Raw genomic sequence first — 18087 nt, forward strand, 5'->3', positions numbered from 1 at the left:
CACACCACGCGTCCGACCGGCGAGAGATCGCCTCGGGCGGACGCGTCCGGCGAGTGAGTTGTTTCAAGCAACCCGCTGAACGCCGGACCTGACGAGCTGACGACCTGACGACACCCGGATCATGACGAAGGGCTACGGACGATGACTGCGACGACGGACTACTTCGAGTACACCCACACGGTCGGCTTCGAGGAGACCAACCTCGTGGGCAACGTCTACTACGTGAACTACCTGCGCTGGCAGGGCCGTTGCAGGGAGCTGTTCCTCAAGCAGAAGGCGCCGGCGGTGCTGGCCGAGGTGCAGGACGACCTCAAGCTCTTCACGCTCAAGGTGGACTGCGAGTTCTTCGCCGAGATCACGGCCTTCGATGAGCTGTCGATCCGGATGCGGCTGGCCGAACTGGGGCAGACCCAGCTGGAGTTCACCTTCGACTACGTGAAGGTGACCGAGGACGGCGGCGAGACCCTGGTGGCCCGCGGCAAGCAGCGGATCGCCTGCATGCGCGGCCCGAACACCGCCACCGTCCCCTCCCTGATCCCCGTGGCCCTGGCCGAGGCGCTCGCGCCCTACTCGGGCCGGACCCGTTCCCTGGCCGGCCGGGCCGCCTGATCGCGAACCGCGCGGCGATTCCTTCGCCCGCCCAGTGAGTTGCTTCACGGGACCCACCTTCCCCCGGGGGGTCCCGGCCCACCCCGACCTCGAAGTCCGTATGAGAAGGAGAAAGAAATGAACACCCTCAACGACGTCCTCAAGCACCTGACCGCCGACATCGACGAGGTCGCCCGGCTGGTGGAGAACATCGACGACGAGGCATGGAACACCCCGACGCCCGCCCCGGGCTGGAGCGTCGCCGACCAGATCGCCCACCTCACCTTCATCTTCACCCTGGCCAGGACGGCCGCCTCCGACCCGCAGGCGTTCAAGGCCATCACCGCCTCGGCCGCCGGGAACTTCAACGGCGCGGTGAACGCCGCGCTCAAGCAGTTCAACGGCTTCCCGCCCAAGGAACTGCTCGCCCGCTTCCGTGCCCAGGGCGAGGCGTCGGTCGAGGCGCTCGCCGCCGTCCCGGCGGGACAGGTCGTGCCGTGGCTGGTCAACCCGCTGCCGCCGGTCGTGCTGGCCTGTGCCGGGATCATGGAGCTCTTCGGCCACGGACAGGACATCGCCGACGCGCTGGGAGCCCGCAGGCAGCCCACCGAGCGGCTGCGCAACCTCGTCGACTTCGCCTGGCTGACCCGCGACTTCGGTTACGAGTCGCACGGTCTGACCGCGCCCGCCGAGCCCCTCCGCTTCGTCCTGACCGCCCCGTCCGGCGACGTGTGGACGGCCGGCCCCGAGGACGCCACCGACACGATCCAGGGCCCCGCGCACGACTTCGCCCTGCTGGTCACCCGGCGCCGGCACCGCGAGGACCTCGCGCTGACCGCGACCGGTGCGAACGCCGAGAAGTGGCTGGACATCGCCCAGGCCTACCGCGGCCCGGCCGGTGAGGGCCGCAAGCCCGGCCAGTTCGCGGACGCCCGGCGGTGAGCCGCCCGGTCAGGCCCCGCCGCCCGCACCGTCACCCCCGTACCCGCGCCAGAAGCCCACCAAGGAGAGCACCATGACAACCACCGGCCTGGAACGCGTCATCGTGATCGGCAGCGGCCTGATCGGTACGTCCATCGCGCTGGCCCTGACCCGGGCCGGGGTGGAGGTCGCCCTCGACGACCTCGACGCGGACGCACTGGACCAGGCCCGGCGGATGGGGGCCGGGACCGTACTGACCGAGGACACCCCGGTCGCCGACCTCGTGGTGATCGCCACCCCGCCGTCCGCCGTCGTGGACACCCTGTGCGACGCCCAGGCCCGGGGCCTGGGCCGCGCCTACACCGACGTGGCAGGCGCCAAGGAGCACATCTGGACGGAGGCCGAGCTGCGCGGCAGCGACCTGCTCGGTTACGTTCCCGGACACCCGATGGCGGGCCGGGAACTCTCCGGTGCCGGCGCGGCGCAGGCGGACCTGTTCGCGGGGCGGCCCTGGATCCTCTGCCCGTACCCGACCGTCGATCCCGAGGCGCTCGCCGCCGTCGACGAGCTGGTCTTCGTGTGCGGAGGCCGTCGCAAGGACCTGACACCGGCCGCGCACGACCGGGCGGTCGCCGCCCTCTCGCACGTACCGCAGGTGGTCTCCTCCGCGCTCGCCGCCCAGCTCACCGACCTCGGCCCCGAGGTGCTGTCGCTGGCCGGCACCGGGGTGGGTGACACCACCCGGATCGCGGGCAGCGATCCCCGGCTGTGGGCCGACATCCTGGGCCAGAACGCCTCGTCGGTGGCGGACACGGTGGAGCGGATGGCCGATGAACTCGCGGCGCTGGCAGCGGAGTTGAGGAAGGGCGGGGCCGTTCCGTCGGACGCCGCGGGCGAGCTGGTGGCCCGGGGGAACCGGGGCCGCGCGGCACTCCTCGCCGCCCGCCCCCTGTCGGCGGCCCGGCTGCGGGAGGTGCCGGTGTCCGCCCTCACCCCGCTCCGGGCACAGCGCCGCTCCTCGCGTCTGCGGGCGGGCAGGCCCGCCGGGCCGATGCCGCGCATCCACCGCCTCGCCGGATGACCGCCCGGACGCCGAGCCCCCGGCACCCGGCGAATTCCAGGGGGCTCAGCGGCCGGGCGCCGGGCGGGGCTCAGCGTCCGGACGCCGGGCGCGGAACGGCCAGGCGGGTGCCGATGTGGACGGCGGTGGTCAGAGCGGCCCAGGAGGTGAGCTCGATCAGCTCCCCGTCACCGGGACGGTGCTCACGGAAAGCGGCCACATCGCCGTCGGTGACCTGGTGCGCGGCGAACGCGGTCAGCAGGGCGAGCCGCGCGGCGGGCAGGCAGTCCGCCGGCAGACCGGCCAGTGCCTGACCGAGCCAGGCCCGGCTCAGGCCCACCGGGCCGCCGTCCCACCCGGCCAGCCGCTCCCGCAGCCGCTCGCGCACCGGCTCGGGCACCCAGCGCGCCGCGTCGTCCACGGCCGCCACCGCCCGCCCCAGCGCGTCGGCCACCGCCGGGTTCTCCCGCGCCCACTCCAGGCCGGCCGGCAGGGGCGCGGCGGGCAGGAGGGCGAGCGAGTCCCCGGCCCGCAGCGGTGCCGGCCCGACCGGCCGCATGGCGCGGGCGGCCGTACGCAGGATGGTGCCGCGCAGGAAGCCGGGGGCCTGGTCGGGCACGGGGGAGTCGGCGAGGAAGACGGCGACCATCCGGTTGATGTAGTGGAAGGTGACGGCCACCCCCTGGATCTCGGCCGCTCCGGCGGCGGAGAACGGCAGGACGGGTGCCTCCTCGCCCTCCGCCCGACGGCGGCCCGTCGCGCGGGCCCACGCGACGAGCGCGGCATCGGTGCCGGCCGGCTCCGCCTCCAGGGTCTGGAGCGTGGCCCGGTGGACATCGACGCAGTACGAGCAGGAGTTGGCCTCGGAGACCGCGGTCGCAGTGACCTCCTTGGCCGCCCGGCCCGCCGCCCCTTCGACCAGCAGCGTCTCCCGCAGCACCAGCCAGCCCGCGGCGAGCGCGGCGGGGGCGGGGGAGTGCAGGGCCACCGGCGGGGCCAGTACCCCGAAGTCCCGTTCCACCTGGGCGTACACCTCGGCCACCGGCCCGTGCGCCTCGGCGGGCGCGACCACCCGCACGTACCGCACATCCTTGAGCGCGCCCCGCAGCACTGCCCTGACAACCGGCCTCACGGTCATGCACCTCCTGGGTCCCGATCCCGCACCCCCGCCGACGGCCGGCGCGACGTGCGCCCGATCCTGACCCCGCGGCCCGGCGTGACGCATCCTCAGAACTGCTGGACCGCCCCGCGGGTGCCGGGCGTACCCAGCGGCTAAAGCGGCGGGCGGTCCAAGCGGCGGGCGGTCTAAGCGGCGGGCGGTACGGCGCGCAGCGCGGGCTTGCGGGCCGCGGTCCGGGCCACCGCCTCGCCCATCAGACGCAGCGGGGGTACGGCCGTGCCGTTGTCGGTGGCACGTCGTGCCTCGGCCTGCGCGACGGCCGCGCACATCCGGTCCCAGTCGGTGGGTTCGGCGGCCTCGGGCACGGCGGCGGGCGCGGCGCCCGCGCCCGCCGCCGCGTCCGGTGCCGGCTCGTGGAGGGCGATGCCGAACACCCCTTGGTCGACGAACATGCGTACCAGCGCCGTGGCCGCGCCCTTCGCGGCCGCCGCGGTGTAGGCGGTGGAAGCGGCGGCGGCCGCGGTGAGCACCGCTGCTGCCGCCGGTTCGCTCTCGGCCCCGTGGGCCGCCGGGCGGATGTCGCTCATGCTCTGCCTCCCTTGCCGGGTGGGAGCCGGGACCGGCCTCGCGGCCACGGCATGGTGTCCGGGAGAACCGTGGCGGCGAGGGGCGACGGTTCCGTTCCGGCAGACCTCCCGGGAGCACGTCGCCCCGGGACAGCACGGTGGTGATCAGCTGGAGAAAGAACATTCTCGGACCTGCCGCCGCCGGGGTCGTCTTCTCCTGTGCGCAGAGCCGCGACAGCCCGCCGTCCTTCGGCCCCCGCGGCTCCGCGACCCCCGCGACCTGCCTGAGTGCGCTGCGCGGGCGGCCCCTCCCGACACTTGTCCAAGTCCCCGTGTCCACGGGGCGCGTTCGCCCTTTGGATGGACAGTGGCTCCATGCGTGCGCCGTGGTGTGCCGGAAACGCCGCGACGGCACCGCATTCCTATTCTCCGAGAGGAATCACTGGGCATGGCCGGGAGACTGTTCACCTCGGAGTCCGTGACCGAAGGACATCCGGACAAGATCGCCGATCAGATCAGCGACACCGTGCTCGACGCGCTGCTGCGCGCGGATCCGACCGCACGGGTCGCGGTGGAGACCATGGTCACCACCGGCCTGGTGCACGTCGCGGGTGAGGTGAGCACCACGGCCTACGTACCCATCGCCCGGCTGGTGCGCGAGAAGGTCCTGGAGATCGGCTACGACTCCTCGGCCAAGGGTTTCGACGGTGCCTCCTGCGGGGTCTCGGTGTCGATCGGCGCGCAGTCGCCCGACATCGCCCAGGGAGTGGACACCGGCGGCGCGGGCGACCAGGGCCTGATGTTCGGTTACGCCTGCGACGAGACGCCCGAGCTGATGCCGCTCCCGATCCATGTGGCGCACCGGCTCTCGCGCCGGCTGACGGAGGTCCGCAAGGACGGGACCGTCCCCTATCTGCGCCCCGACGGCAAGACGCAGGTCACCATCGAGTACGACGGCGACAGGGCGGTCCGGCTCGACACGGTGGTCGTCTCCTCGCAGCACGCGAGCGACATCGACCTGGACTCGCTGCTCGCGCCCGACATCCGTGAGTTCGTCGTCGAGCACGTCCTGGCGCGGCTCATCGAGGACGGCATCAAGCTGGACACCGAGGGCTACCGCCTGCTGGTGAACCCGACCGGCCGTTTCGAGATCGGCGGCCCGATGGGTGACGCCGGGCTGACCGGCCGCAAGATCATCATCGATACGTACGGCGGTATGGCCCGCCACGGTGGCGGGGCCTTCTCGGGCAAGGACCCTTCCAAGGTGGACCGTTCGGCGGCGTACGCGATGCGCTGGGTCGCGAAGAACGTCGTGGCGGCGGGTCTCGCGGCCCGTTGCGAGGTGCAGGTCGCGTACGCGATCGGCAAGGCCGAACCGGTGGGCCTGTTCGTCGAGACCTTCGGCACCCACACCGTGCCGCCGCAACGCATCCAGCAGGCCATCGGCGACGTCTTCGACCTCCGTCCGGCCGCGATCATCCGCGACCTCGACCTGCTGCGGCCGATCTACGCCCAGACCGCCGCGTACGGCCACTTCGGCCGCGAACTCCCCGACTTCACCTGGGAGCGCACCGACCGCGTCGAGGCTCTGCGCCGCGCCGTCGGCGCACCGGCCACCTCCTCCTGAAAGGCCGCCGCCGGGGGCAGTGCGCGGCATCCCGTCCGACACCCGTCCCTCCGTGAGGAGTCACCATGCCGAACACCTCAGCACAGCTCCCGAGTAGGCCACGGCCGGCGGAAACGCTTCTGCGCGAGGGCCTGGACGCACTCGCCGAGCGCGCGCGGTGCGGCGTCTGGACACCCACGCCGCTGGAACGGCGCATCGCCGGTCTGCTCACCGTCGCGGCGGCGGGCGACGGCCTGCTCACCGCGGAGCGGGTGCGTACCGCGCTGTGGGAAGGGGCCGTCGCCTTCGTCCAGGAGAACGGCGGCGAACTGGCCGCGCTCCTGGCGGACCTGCTGCCGGTCCTGACGGGGCACGAGTACGGGGCGGACGGTGTCCGGCACACCGACGGCCTCCTGGAGGACGCGTACCGGTTCGTCGCCGCGACGGCCACCGGCCATGCGTACTGACCTCGCTGTCCGGAGTCCGCGGTGCGAGGCGCCCGCGTCACCCGCGCCGCGGATACCCGGACTGCTGATCCCCGGCGCTCCCCCCGGTCCGCTGCGGCTGCCCGACGGCGCCGCGCACCTGTGGCTGGCGGATGCGAACACGCGCCCGGAGACGGTGGCGGAACTCGCCCGCCTCGTGCTCGACGACACGGAACGGGACCGGGCCGCCGCACTGCGCCGAGGCGCGGACCGCCGGTGCTACGTCACCGCCCATGTGGCCCTGCGGCTGCTGCTCGGGGCCCAGCTCGGGATCGCGGCCGACCGGGTCCGCTTCCGGCGCGAACCCTGCCCCTGCTGCGGCGAACCGCACGGCAGACCCGCGCCCGAGGACCCGGATGTGCCCCTGCACTTCTCGCTCTCGCACAGCGGTGATCTCGCGCTGCTCGCCTTCGCCGCGACGCCCGTCGGGGCGGACGTACAGACCAAGGGCTCGGCCGAGGCCGCCGACGAGATCAAGGGCGTGCTGCATCCGCGGGAGGAGGCGGAACTGGCGGCCTGCTCCGAGGCCGACCGCCCCGACGCGTTCGCGCGGGCCTGGGTGCGCAAGGAGGCATACCTCAAGGGACTGGGCACCGGCCTCGCCCGCAGCCCGGCGCTGGACTATCTCGGCACCGGTACGGCGGCGGTGGCCGGGCCGCCCGGCTGGCGGGTGGAGGACGTCGCGGTCCCGCGCGGATACGCGGCCGCCGTCGCGGTCCGGGAGGAGGGTCGGCGGCCTGAGGGCCGGTGGACTCCAGGACCTGCGGCCTGAGGACCTGCGGCCTGAGGACCGGCCGCCTGAGGACCGGCCGCCGCTCCCCTCGGGACCGGGGCCGGGTCGGTGGCCGGTCGGGTCCGGGTCAGTAGCCGATGCCGACGGTGTCGGTGCGGCCGGAGCCGATGTCGGCCAGTGCCCTGAGGACCATCGGCGGGTGCTCGGCCAGGCGCTGGAGCAGGTACAGCCACCAGTTCGTCCCGTACGTGGCGTAGATCCGGCACACCAGCCCGGACTCGTGGTAGTGCCGCAGCAGTTCCGGCCGTACCCCGTGCAGCATCTCGATCTCCGTGACGCGCTCCAGCAGCCCGCGTTCCCGCGCCGCGGTGAGCACCACGGGGTCCTGGGTGGCGAGGCTCAGCCGGACCCCGCCGTCCACGAGGCTCTGCGCGAGGTCCAGGAACCGGTCGTCGAGGGCGGGCCCGCGGGGCAGGGCGATGTGGGGCGGTTCGGGGAAGGCGCCCTTGACCAGCCGGATCGTGCGGCCGGGCCGGGCCAGCGTCGCCGCGTCGCGCTCGGTGCGGTGCAGGTGCGCCTGGAGGGTGATCCCCACGTTCGCGTACCGGTCCGCGAGCGGGCGGTACACGGCGAGCACGGCGTCGACGCCCGGCGCGCGCTCCATGCTGAGGACGACCTCGCTGCCGTGCCGGGCCGCGGCGGCCGCGATCCGCCCGGTGTTCTCCGCGGCGAGGCGGGACGAGCGGGCGAGGCCCACCTGGGACAGCTCGAAACCGAGGCGGTCGGGGGCCGGTTCGGCTTCGAGCAGGCTCAGATACTCCGCGACGACCTGTTCGATCTGGGCGGGATCGTCGGCGTTCTGATGAGGCGCGGCGCATTCGGCGGCCACCAGGTAGCCCTTCGCCCGCAGCTTTCCCACCTGTTCGAGGAACCCGTCCCGGTCGGGAGCCAGTACGTAGCGCCGAGCGGCGGGGGAGAGGATGTCCCGCAGCACCGAGCCGGGGGCGGCGAACGCGACCCGGCACCGGGTGTCGGTGGCCAGCTTGCGCAGCCCCTCGGCCGCGGATTCCAGCAGAGCACGCTGGGAGAGCTCGTCGGTCATGGCAGCGCCTCGGCATTCCTGTCGGTACGCGGGAGCGCCCGGCCCCGCGCGTACGGATGGGCAGTGAAGGCTTCTGGCAAAAAATTGCCAACCAGATGGGCGGGAAAGGACGCGGAAGCACCGGGAAAATACCTGCTCGGCCTCATGATCCGCATGATCAGCCACTCCCCGGTCGAAGGCCCGACGCGCATGATGTGCCAGTCTTGCCACTGTCAGGCAAAATATTGCCACAACTCCGGGCGGGTTGGCAATATCGACGAGGGGCCAGCCGTGCGGGATCGACGAGGGGCCAGCCGTGCGGGGGAGTCCGCGAGGGGGAGCCGTGAAAGACCGCCGCCCGGGGCACCGATGACGTGCCGGTCATCGGTGCCCCGGGCGGCGGGACGGCAGGGCGGCAGGACGGGACGTCAGGCGGCCGAGGCGCTCTGCGCCTTGTCGCGGGCCTTCATGAGGCACTCGGCGGCCAGCCGCCAGATCTCCGCGGCGAGATCTATGTTGGAGTTCTCCTGGGCCTGCAGGGCGAGGGTCTGCAGCCCGGCCAGGCCCTCGTCCTCCTCGCCGTTCAGGATCCGCAGCTGGTTGCCGAGGACCTCCAGGCGCACCCGGGTCTGGTACGGCAGGCGCAGCTCGGCCCGGCCGAGCCGGTCCAGCAGCGCGCGGGCATCGGCGAACTTGCCTTCGTGGAAGGCGAGGCGGGCCCGCAGGGCGGTCAGCGACTGTTCGAGCGCGGGTGTGCGGGCGAAGGGGAGTGCCGCCTCGGCGGCCTCGATGCACCGCTGGGCGGCGTCGGGCTCCGGCGGGAACTTCTGCAGATGCAGTTCGGCCATGGCCACCCGCAGCCGCAGCCATATCGTGAGGTTCTCCCGGCTGTCGAAGCCGTCCAGGGCCTGCTGGAAGAGGTCCTGCGCCACGCCGAACTCGCCCTCGCGGACCTTGAGGGCGCCCGCGGTCCACAGCGATTCGGCCCACAGGGTGTCGGAGCGGCCTTCCACCAGGGAGGTCAGCTCGGACGCGTGCCGGCGGGCGTCCGGCATCCGGCCCGCCTCCGCCTCCACGGACACCAGGACCAGCAGCGCGGCGGCCACGTCCTGGGTGGAGAGGTCGTTCTCCCGGGCCAGCCGGTAGGCCGTCCCGGCGGCCTCGACCGCGGGGACGATCTCGCCCGTGACGCGCAGGGACCTGGCCAGCTGGGTGAGTGCCCGCGCGCGCAGCTCGGCCAGGCCGATCTCCTCGCTGAGCGCCGCGAGTTCTTCGAGGTAGGCGCGCTCGGCCGCCTGGTCGCCGTGACGGCGCTTCCACTGGCCGAGCAGCCACAAAGCCTGCCAGCGCAGCATCGGTTCCTGCCCGTGCGCCGACTCCAGCGCCCCGGCCAGCAGCTCACTGGTCTCGTCGGATTCGAGTGACGTGGCGAGCGACAGTATCTGCGCGAGTGAGGTGGCCCGGGATTCCTCGAACTCCGAGGGACTGATGCCCAGCTGCCCCGCCAGATGTGCCACGGCACGGTCGGTGGGCTGGCGTGCGCCCGATTCCAGGCGCGAGAGATAGCCGGTCGACATTCCGTCCCCGGCGACCACCGCCTGCGACAGGCCGCGTTCAGTCCTCAGCTGCTTCAGCCGGCGGCCGAAGGATGGCTGCTCCAGCACGTGTACACCCCAACGGATGGATGGATGACAGAGAGTCCGGGCCGACCGTGTTGCCGTCTTCGCGTCACACTGTTCGTTCCAATTATGCCAAAGGATATCCGGGAAGTGTACGGGTTGGCAAACGCCTGACCTCGCAAGGTGGCTGGATAGCGGGGCCTGGAGGGAGGGTTCGGGCAAGGTGTGTTGCCAGAAACCTTGGAAAGTTGTTGCCAGTCAGGTGGGGGTTGTCGTACGATGACGGGCAAGATGATGCCAGCCCGACGATGTCCACAGGAGTGGCGAAAATGACCCGTGACCGCTCTGCCGTCATCGCCATCACCGGTACCGACCGGGCCGGCGCCTCCGCGGCACCCGCCGAATCCGCGGCACCCGCCGCACCCGCCGCACCTGTCGATCACGCCCAGGACGTGCGGGAGTTCATGTTCGGCGCCTGGAGCGATCTGCTCGGCTGCCACAACCTCACCGAACACGCGGACTTCTTCACCCGCGGCGGCGACTCACTGCTGTTCACGCGACTGGTACGGCGCGTCGGCAAGGAGTTCGGCGTCGTGATCCCGCTGCACGACATGTCGCGGCGGAATCTGGGCGACCAGATCGACCTCGTTCACATGCTGCGCACCCGCGGCTTGTCCGGTCGTGCCCGGCCCGCCGTCACGACAAGTGACATCCGGACCTTCCTGGCCGAGCAGTGGCGGGATGTCCTCGACTGCCCGAGCCCGTCCGACGGTTCGGACTTCTTCGCGCTGGGCGGTGACTCGCTCCTGGTCACCCGGCTCGTGCGGCGTGTCGGCAAGGAGTTCGGCGTCGAGGTCTCGGTGCGCGACATTCTGACCGCCACGACACTGGCCGATCAGACCCGGCTGGTGGGCGGCCTGCTCACCGAGGCGCTGCGCCCCGCGCCCCTGCTCCGGCGCCGGGCCGCCTGAGGCCCCGCCAGCCCCTCCCACCCCGCCAGCTCCTTCCGCCCCGCCAGCCCCTCCTGATCCTGCTGCACACCTTCCGTTCCTCCCCGCACGCCTCCCCGCGTGCTTCCCGTCCTCGCCCCGGCCCGGTTCACCCGGCCGGGGCGAGGACTTTCCGCGTACGCGTACCGCAGTCCGGGGGCGCTCTGCGGGCCTCCCGGGCCCCTCTGGGGACTTGAGGCCCTGTGCGGGGTCCTGCCTGGCCCCCAGGGCCGGTCCTCTGCCCCCTCTGCCGCCCTCTGCCGCCTCTGCCGTCCCCGGCCCTTCCCCCGGCCTCCTCCCGGGGTACGCCGCCCTGTCCGCCCTCCTGCCTGCCCTTCTGCCGGCTCTCCCGCCCGCCTCCCCGGCGTCGTCACGCCCGGGTCGGCGTACCCGAGGTGGTCAAGAGGCAGCACCCCTCCATACAGGCAAGTTGCCAAAGTCTGGCAAAACGTTGCCATTCCCGGCGGGGCTCACTACCTTCCTGTGATCGGGAGACTTCCCACGGTTCATGGCCGGGTCTCCGCACCTGCATCCCGCCTTCTCCGAGGAGCCGACATGCGTATCGCTCTCACCGTGACCGACGTCCGTGCCGACTCCGGCGAAGGCGTCGAGTGGCCCTGATCCCCGCCCGTCCCTTTTGCCGAACAGACAGCTCCACACCTGGTCCAGAAGGTATTGATGTCCCTGACGCCTGCCTTCCCGCTCGTCTGCAAGGGGCTTTCCATGACGCACATCGCACTCGACAACGACCTTCCCGGGATCAGCGGCCTGACGGCGAACCGGCCCGACATCGCGGCACCGCTGGGGGATCTCGCCAACGCGCTGTTGCGCGCGCCGTCCTCGCTGGCCGCCGGTGAGCGCGAGCTGATCGCGGCGTACGTCTCCGAGCTCAACGGCACCGAGTTCTGCTCCGCCTCGCACAGCGCCTTCGCCGCCGCCCAGCTCCCCGGCGGCCGGGACCTGGTCGCCGCCGTGCTCGCCGACCCCGACACCGCACCCGTCAGCGGCAAGCTGCGTGCCCTGCTGCGGATCGCGGCCGAGGTCAGGGAAGCCGCCCGACCGGTCTCGGAGAAGGCGATCGCGGCCGCTCGCGCCGAGGGCGCCGACGACACCGACGTGCACGACACGGTGCTGATAGCCGCGGCCTTCTGCATGTACAACCGCTACGTCAACGGCCTCGCCACCGCGGTCCCCTCCGACCCCGCCTACTACGCGCTGGCGGCCGAGCGCATCGTCTCGCAGGGCTACCGGGGCTGAGACAGACCTCACCTCATCCGGCCGTCCCCGCCCCGGAGGCCACCATGTCCCACCGCTCCGTACCGGCGCGTCCCCGACTGAGCCGGGGGCTGCGCGGCGTGTACGCCGCACTCAGCACCTACGGATGGCTCCTGATCGGGCCTCGTCCCCCGAATACCGGCATCACGGCGTCGGTCCACCTGAACAGCCCGCGGCGAACACCACCGGGCTGCGCGGAGAGCTGAGCAACGCCGGAGATGCCCGCCCCGACGGGCGCTCGGAACATGGACCGCGAATCGCCCACCGGTTCTGCCGGTGGGCCAGGGCGGGGCCGACCCGTCGCAGGATCACCGGGATGAGGTGCTCAGCAGTGACCGTTGACATCGCGCCGACCAGCGCGCGCAGCGTTGCCACGATCTACAACTCGGCCGTCGCGGCCTTCACCATCGCCGCCGCGTGGGAGGTGGGGGCGTTGGAGGAGCTCTACCGCGAACGCACCCTGGACACAGTCGAATTCGCGGAGCGCAACAGCCTCGACGCTCTCTCCACGACCGGTCTCTTCCGGGCCATGGCCTCGGTCGGACTGGTCCACCGCGAAGGCGCCACCGTGACCCCGCTGTCCGGGTTCGACGCGGTGTACCACAACAAGTCCTTCTTCCACTGGCTCGCCCGGGGCAGCTCCGAACTGTTCCAGCAGATACCGCGGGTGCTGCGCAACGAACAGCGCACCGGCGCCTACTACCGCCGGGACCCGGCGGCCATCGCGTTCGCCTGCCGCGAGATCGACGACATCACCTACGCCCCGGCCTACCGGGGAGCCATCGACCGCCTCGACTTCCCCGTGACCCGCGTCGCGGACCTCGGCTGCGGCAGCGGCGGCCGGCTGATGGACCTGCTGCGCCGCTTCCCCGGCAGTACGGGCACCGGCGTCGACATCGCCGCCCCGTCCCTGGAGGTGGCGCGCAAGGAAGCCGCCGACGCCGGTCTCTCCGACCGCGCCGAGTTCGTGCAGGGGGACGTGCTCCGGCTGGAGCCGCGCCCGGAGTTCGCCGACATCGAGCTGGTCACCTGCTTCATGATGGGCCACGACTTCTGGCCGCGCGAGAACTGCGTCGCCACCCTGCGGCGCCTGCGCGAGGTCTTCCCGTCCGCGCGCCGGCTGCTGATCGGCGACGCCACCCGTACCGCGCTGCCGGACACCGAACTGCCGGTCTTCACCCTCGGCTTCGAGCTCGGGCACGACCTGATGGGCACCTTCCTGCCGACCGTCGACAACTGGGAGTCGGTGTTCGCCGAGGGTGGCTGGGAGCTCGTACGCACCAACCGCATCGAGCTGACCGTCGGAGAGGTCATCTTCGAGCTGGCCTGATGCACCCAGCTCTCCGGTACTCACGCCCGGCTGCCGCCGTCACCGCCCCCCGGAAGCCGGCGCCTCCTGTCGGCCCGGGGCGTGTAGGAGTCAGCATGACCACGCTTGCCGTCGCTGTCGCCCGTACCCTCGCAGCCGATGGCGTCCGGCACGCGTTCGGCCTGGTGGGCGGTGGCAACATCCTCGCCACCGCTGCCCTGACCGAGGCGGGCGTCCACTACACGGCGGCCCGCCACGAGGGCGGTGCCATGGCCATGGCCGACGCCTACTTCCGGGTGACGGGGGAGGCGGCGGTCTGTACGACGACCCATGGGCCGGGGCTCGCCAACGCGGCCACGGCCCTGGCCGAGGCCGCCAAGAACCGTTCCGCCGCCGTCCTGCTGTGCGGTGACGCGCCGACCGACGGGCCCAGGTCGAACGACATCGACCAGAGCGCCCTGGTGACCTCGCTCGGTGTACCCGTCGTGCGCCTCACCGATCCGGCCACCGCTGTCGCGCGGACGTCCGCCGCGCTGGAACTCGCCCGTCTCCGACAATGCCCCGTCGTCGTCATGCTGCCCGGTGATCTGCTGGGTGCCGAGGTGTCCCCCCCTTCGGCACCCAGCGCCAACACGACCGCGGTGCCGGCCGCCGCGGCGACGGTCCGGCCCGACGAACTGGCACCGGTGCTCCGCGCCCTGGGCAGCTCCCGCCGGCCCCTGCTGCTGGCCGGAGCGGGAGCCTGGCGCGCGGGGGCCGGCAAGGTACTGCGCGACCTCGGTGACCGGCTGGGCGCACTGTTCACCACGACGGTGATGGCCAACGGGCTGTTCGACGAGAGTCCCTGGTCCCTCGGGATCTGCGGCGGGTTCGCCGCCCCGGAGCCCGCCCGGCTCATCTCCGGCGCCGACCTGGTGCTGGCCTTCGGCGCGAGCCTGGACACGTTCACCCTGCACGGCGGGCGGCTGCTGGATCCCGGCGCCACCGTCGTACGCATCGACCTGGAGCCCGGTCCCGGATCGGCCGGGCGCGGGGATCTCTCGGTGACCGGGGACGCCTCGGTCGTCGCCGCCCGCCTGCTGGACGCCCTCGGCACGGCGGGGCCCCCGGACGGGTCCGGCACCTGGCGCTCGGCGGAGGTCCGCGCCACCGCCGCCCGCCGCTGGGACACGGTGCCCTTCGCGGACGCCTCGGGCGCGGGGCGGATCGATCCGCGCACCCTCACCCGGCAGGTGGCCGGGCTGCTGCCCGCCGATCGCACCCTCGTGCTGGACGGCGGCCACTTCATCGCCTGGCCCGCCATGTACTGGCCGGTGCCCGATCCCGCGGCGATGGTCTTCACCGGGGCCGCCTTCCAGACCATTGGCCTCGGCCTGGCGGGGGCGGTCGGTGCCGCGGTCGGCCGTCCCGACCGGACGACGGTGGCGGCGCTCGGTGACGGCGGCGCGTTGATGGGGCTCCCCGAGCTGGAGACCCTGGTGCGCACGGGGCGGTCCTGCCTGGTGGTGGTCTATGACGACGCGTCGTACGGATTCGAGGACCACATGTACATACCGCGCGGGGCGGACCCGGCGACCGTCAACTTCGGCGACACCGATTTCGCCGGGACGGCCCGCGCGCTGGGCGCTCGGGCCGTCACCGTACGCGTACCGGAGGATCTGGCCGAGGTCACGGCATGGCGCGAACGCGGCTGCCCCGGCACGCTGCTGCTGGACTGCAAGATCGTGCAGACGGTGGTGGCGCCGTTCCTGGCGGATCTGCTGGCCCCGGCGGACCACCGGGGGTGACGCGGCTGCCGCCGGACGAGATGTCCCGGGGATGTGGACCGACCGGCACCCGGGGGCGGCGTCACGGGCACAGCTGACCGAGGCTGCCGCCGCCCGGAACCCGACAGCCGGCTGATCCCCCGACGCCGACACCAACGCCTCACACCAGCAGATAGGTTGCGGACGGTGCTGACGATTGAGGAGTTCGAGGTCCGGAAGGCCGGCCCGGAGGATCTGGAAGCCTGGTGCCGGGTGTTCGAGGACGGGCACGGGGAGCTGACCGGCGGGACGATGGGGCCCGGCGCGTCGGCCGAACGGCTGCGTGCCGGGTCGGGGGACGGGGTGCGGCGGTGGGCTGCCCGGAAGGCCGGGCGGATCTGTGCGGTGGCCGGCCTGCGGCCGCAGCGGCACGATCCCGCGATCGGGTTCCTTCGTCTGTCCGTGGCGCCGCAGGCGCGGTGCCGGGGTGTCGGGTCGGCGTTGCTCGCCCGGATCGCGGCAGAGGCCGGGGACCGGGGGACGGAGCGGATCCAGGCGATGGTGTCGGCGGGGACGCCCGGACAGAGCTTCGTTCGCGGGTGGCGCGTGACGCTGCGGCTGGAACTGCATGAACAGCGGCTCGACCGGGACGTCCTGAGGCGCTGCCACGAGCTGGCGGCGGATCCTCACCCCGACTACCGGGTGGTGTCCTGGCAGCGTGCGGCGCCTGTGGAATGGGCGCCCTCGTTCGGACGGGTGATGGGCCATGTGCTGGACGCGCCCGGAGCCGCGCTGCAGATGGCGTCCCGGGCCTGGGACACCGCGGCGGTCCGTGCCTGGGAGGCGGAGATGGCCGGGCGGCGACTGCTCGTCAGCGCGGTGGTCCACCTGCCCTCGTGCGAGGTCGTCGGTGCGACGGTGGCCACGGTGGCCGGTGCCGGTGCGCGGGCAGCCGACCAGCACGATACCGCCGTACTGCCCGGACACCGGACCGGCGGGCTGGCCCGCTGGATGAAGGCGCGCCACACACTGCGTCTGCACGAGCTGTTTCCCGAGGCCGGGTCGGTCACGGTCACCGTGAACCGGGAGAACGCCCCGATGCTCGCCGTGAACCGGGTGATCGGCTACCGGCTCGTGCGTGAGCGGCTGCTCGTGGAGACCCCCTCGGCCGGTATCACCATCGGCGGCACCGGACCGCGCGGGTGACGGACCGGGACATCTGAAGGGCTGTCCCGGCCACACCCCTGCCGCTACCGGTGGACGCGCGTGCCGCTACCGGTGGACGCGAACGGCGACGGCCGCGGACCCGGGTGGGTCCGCGGCCGTCCGGTGCCCGGCCGCAGCGGGGGATCAGCAGCCGGGCAGGTTCCGCCGGATGTCCCTGAGCCCCTCGAACGAGGAGAGGTCGGGCACCGTCCAGCCGTCCAGGTCGTACTCCGACATGCACTGGTCGACCAGCGCCTTGTAGTCGTCGATCTGCCCCGAGGCGGTCTGCGCGAACAGCAGCTCGGTGCGGGTGTTCTCGTGGTTGCCGGCGTAATTGCGCTCGTACAGCTCGTGGCGTCCGCCGAACTCCGTTCCCACCGCGTCCCACAGGAGTTTGAGCACCTTGACCCGGTCGACGGCCTCGATGCCGTTCGAGCCCCGTACGTACTTGTCGAGGTAGGGGCGGATCTCGGGGTTCTTGAAGTCGTCCGCGCTGGAGTTGAGGTAGATCAGGCCGCTCGCCACGTCCTGCTCGATGATCTCCTTGACGCGTGGGTAGCCGATCTGCATGAACCAGCGGTAGGCCATGCCGTACTGCGGGTTGGGCAGCACCGCCCCGTTGTGCCACTCCACCGGGTTGCGGGCCGCCGCGTCCGACAGGCCCCAGAAGAGGTTGCGCCAGGCCAGGACCTCACCGAGGCGGGTCTGCACGCCCCGGAAGTCCTGGGTCCCGGTGACCTCCAGGGCCTTCGCGAGCGCTCCCGCGATGAATTCCAGTTTGACGGCCAGCCGGGTGCATCCGTGGAAGGTGAAGCGCTCCATGAACCCGGACTGCGACGAGAACATCTGGATCTTCGCCATGTCCCCGTAGATGAACACGTTCTCCCAGGGGATGAGGACCTTGTCCATGACCAGGATGGTGTCGTTCTCGTCGAGCCGTGAGGACAGCGGGTAGTCGAACGGGGTGCCCATCACGGCCGCGGTGGCGCTGTAGGAGGGGCGGCAGATCAGCTTCACCCCGGCGGCGCCGGTGGGCACCGTGGCCACCAGCGCGAACTCCTTCTTCTTGATGGGCAGTCCGTAGTGCGCGATGAAGTTGTGGTGGGTCAGCGCCGAGCCGGTGGCGACCACTTTCGCGCCGCTGACCACGAGCCCCGCGTCGGTCTCCTTCTCCACGTGCACGAAGACGTCCGCCACCTCGTCCGGCGGCAGGCTGCGGTCCACCGGCGGATGCACGATCGCGTGGTTCCAGTACAGGACCTTCTCCTGGGCCTCCCGGTACCAGCGCCGTGCGTTGTCGGCGAACGGCCCGTAGAAGTCCGCGTTGGCTCCCAGGGTGCCGAGGAACGCCGCCTTGTAGTCGGGACTGCGGCCCATCCAGCCGTAGCTCATCCGGGACCACGCGGCGATCGCCTGCTGGTCGGCGACGAGGTCCTCGGCGCTGTGCGGCGTGGTGTAGAAGCGGTGGGTCAGCCCTCCGCTGCCCGTGTCCGTCCGGGTGGTCAGGACGTCCTGGGTGGCCGGGTCGTGCAGAGCGTCGTAGAGCCGTGCCGTCATCCGTACCGGGTTGTGGAACGCCGGGTGGGCGGTGACGTCCTTGACGCGCTCCCCGTACAGGAACACCTGCCGGTCGTCGCGCAGGCTCTCGATGTACTCGTCGCCGGTGAGCGGCCGGCTCACCGATGACCGAGGACGACTCTCGGCGCCGGAGCGGTGCTGATCGGTCATGAGCCCTCTTCCCTCGAATCCCCATCACCGCCCGATGCCGGGGCGCGCGGGCGTGG

General features: G+C 72.4%; 16 protein-coding genes. 11 read left to right on the plus strand and 5 right to left on the minus strand.

The features are described from left to right. Positions 1–141: 141 nt before the first annotated feature. The 3 genes from OG413_RS42100 (at position 142) to OG413_RS42110 (ending at position 2590) form a co-directional block, all read left to right on the plus strand. A complete protein-coding gene (locus OG413_RS42100; protein ID WP_266815090.1) occupies positions 142–609 on the plus strand; it encodes a thioesterase family protein in 468 nt (155 codons plus the stop codon). 117 nt (positions 610–726) lie between these two features. Then, positions 727–1530: a TIGR03084 family metal-binding protein gene (locus OG413_RS42105; protein WP_266815092.1), complete on the plus strand. Its 804-nt coding sequence runs from the start codon at positions 727–729 to the stop codon at positions 1528–1530. A gap of 73 nt (positions 1531–1603) precedes the next feature. After that, entirely contained in the window at positions 1604–2590 is a 987-nt protein-coding gene (locus OG413_RS42110) for a prephenate dehydrogenase (RefSeq protein ID WP_266815094.1), read from the plus strand. A 70-nt stretch (positions 2591–2660) separates the two neighbouring features. Here OG413_RS42110 and OG413_RS42115 read toward each other — a convergent pair whose 3' ends face one another. Continuing rightward, a complete protein-coding gene (locus OG413_RS42115; protein ID WP_266815510.1) occupies positions 2661–3701 on the minus strand; it encodes an alkylhydroperoxidase in 1041 nt (346 codons plus the stop codon). A 173-nt stretch (positions 3702–3874) separates the two neighbouring features. After that, the gene (locus OG413_RS42120; RefSeq protein ID WP_266815096.1) at positions 3875–4276 is read right to left on the minus strand and encodes a hypothetical protein; all 402 of its coding nucleotides are present in this window, start codon (positions 4274–4276) and stop codon (positions 3875–3877) included. Positions 4277–4703: 427 nt separating this feature from the next. Here OG413_RS42120 and metK point away from each other — a divergent pair, with 427 nt between their 5' ends. From metK to OG413_RS42135, 3 genes are all read left to right on the plus strand, one after another. Beyond that, positions 4704–5882 carry a methionine adenosyltransferase gene (gene metK, locus OG413_RS42125; RefSeq protein WP_266815098.1) on the plus strand — a complete coding sequence of 393 codons (1179 nt, stop codon included), beginning with the start codon at positions 4704–4706 and terminating at the stop codon, positions 5880–5882. A gap of 65 nt (positions 5883–5947) precedes the next feature. Then, the gene (locus OG413_RS42130) at positions 5948–6328 is read left to right on the plus strand and encodes a hypothetical protein (protein ID WP_266815100.1); all 381 of its coding nucleotides are present in this window, start codon (positions 5948–5950) and stop codon (positions 6326–6328) included. Further along, a complete protein-coding gene (locus OG413_RS42135; protein WP_266815102.1) occupies positions 6318–7118 on the plus strand; it encodes a 4'-phosphopantetheinyl transferase superfamily protein in 801 nt (266 codons plus the stop codon). Before OG413_RS42130 ends, OG413_RS42135 begins: the two co-directional genes overlap by 11 nt. Before the next feature lie 88 nt (positions 7119–7206). Here OG413_RS42135 and OG413_RS42140 read toward each other — a convergent pair whose 3' ends face one another. Continuing rightward, positions 7207–8181 carry a proline dehydrogenase family protein gene (locus OG413_RS42140; protein WP_266815104.1) on the minus strand — a complete coding sequence of 325 codons (975 nt, stop codon included), beginning with the start codon at positions 8179–8181 and terminating at the stop codon, positions 7207–7209. A gap of 407 nt (positions 8182–8588) precedes the next feature. After that, the gene (locus OG413_RS42145) at positions 8589–9824 is read right to left on the minus strand and encodes a helix-turn-helix domain-containing protein (RefSeq protein WP_266815106.1); all 1236 of its coding nucleotides are present in this window, start codon (positions 9822–9824) and stop codon (positions 8589–8591) included. A gap of 284 nt (positions 9825–10108) precedes the next feature. On the opposite strand from OG413_RS42145, the gene OG413_RS42150 reads away from it, so the two are divergent. The 5 genes from OG413_RS42150 (at position 10109) to OG413_RS42170 (ending at position 16303) form a co-directional block, all read left to right on the plus strand. Beyond that, complete coding sequence (locus tag OG413_RS42150; protein WP_266815108.1) at positions 10109–10750, plus strand: acyl carrier protein; 642 nt, start codon at positions 10109–10111, stop codon at positions 10748–10750. A 741-nt stretch (positions 10751–11491) separates the two neighbouring features. Further along, positions 11492–12025 (plus strand): carboxymuconolactone decarboxylase family protein, encoded by a 534-nt coding sequence (locus tag OG413_RS42155; protein WP_266815110.1) that lies wholly within the window; start codon positions 11492–11494, stop codon positions 12023–12025. Between the two features lie 349 nt (positions 12026–12374). Beyond that, positions 12375–13373 carry a class I SAM-dependent methyltransferase gene (locus OG413_RS42160; protein ID WP_266815112.1) on the plus strand — a complete coding sequence of 333 codons (999 nt, stop codon included), beginning with the start codon at positions 12375–12377 and terminating at the stop codon, positions 13371–13373. 95 nt (positions 13374–13468) lie between these two features. After that, a complete protein-coding gene (locus OG413_RS42165) occupies positions 13469–15139 on the plus strand; it encodes a thiamine pyrophosphate-binding protein (protein WP_266815114.1) in 1671 nt (556 codons plus the stop codon). Positions 15140–15304: 165 nt separating this feature from the next. Next, positions 15305–16303, plus strand: a complete 999-nt coding sequence (locus tag OG413_RS42170) for a GNAT family N-acetyltransferase (RefSeq protein ID WP_266815116.1) — start codon at positions 15305–15307, stop codon at positions 16301–16303. Positions 16304–16447: 144 nt separating this feature from the next. On the opposite strand, the gene OG413_RS42175 is transcribed toward OG413_RS42170, so the two are convergent. Further along, positions 16448–18031: a 4-hydroxyphenylacetate 3-hydroxylase N-terminal domain-containing protein gene (locus OG413_RS42175; RefSeq protein WP_266815118.1), complete on the minus strand. Its 1584-nt coding sequence runs from the start codon at positions 18029–18031 to the stop codon at positions 16448–16450. Positions 18032–18087 lie beyond the last annotated feature (56 nt).

It is taken from the genome of Streptomyces sp. NBC_01433 (genome assembly GCF_026340105.1).
Classification (GTDB): Bacteria; Actinomycetota; Actinomycetes; order Streptomycetales; family Streptomycetaceae; genus Streptomyces.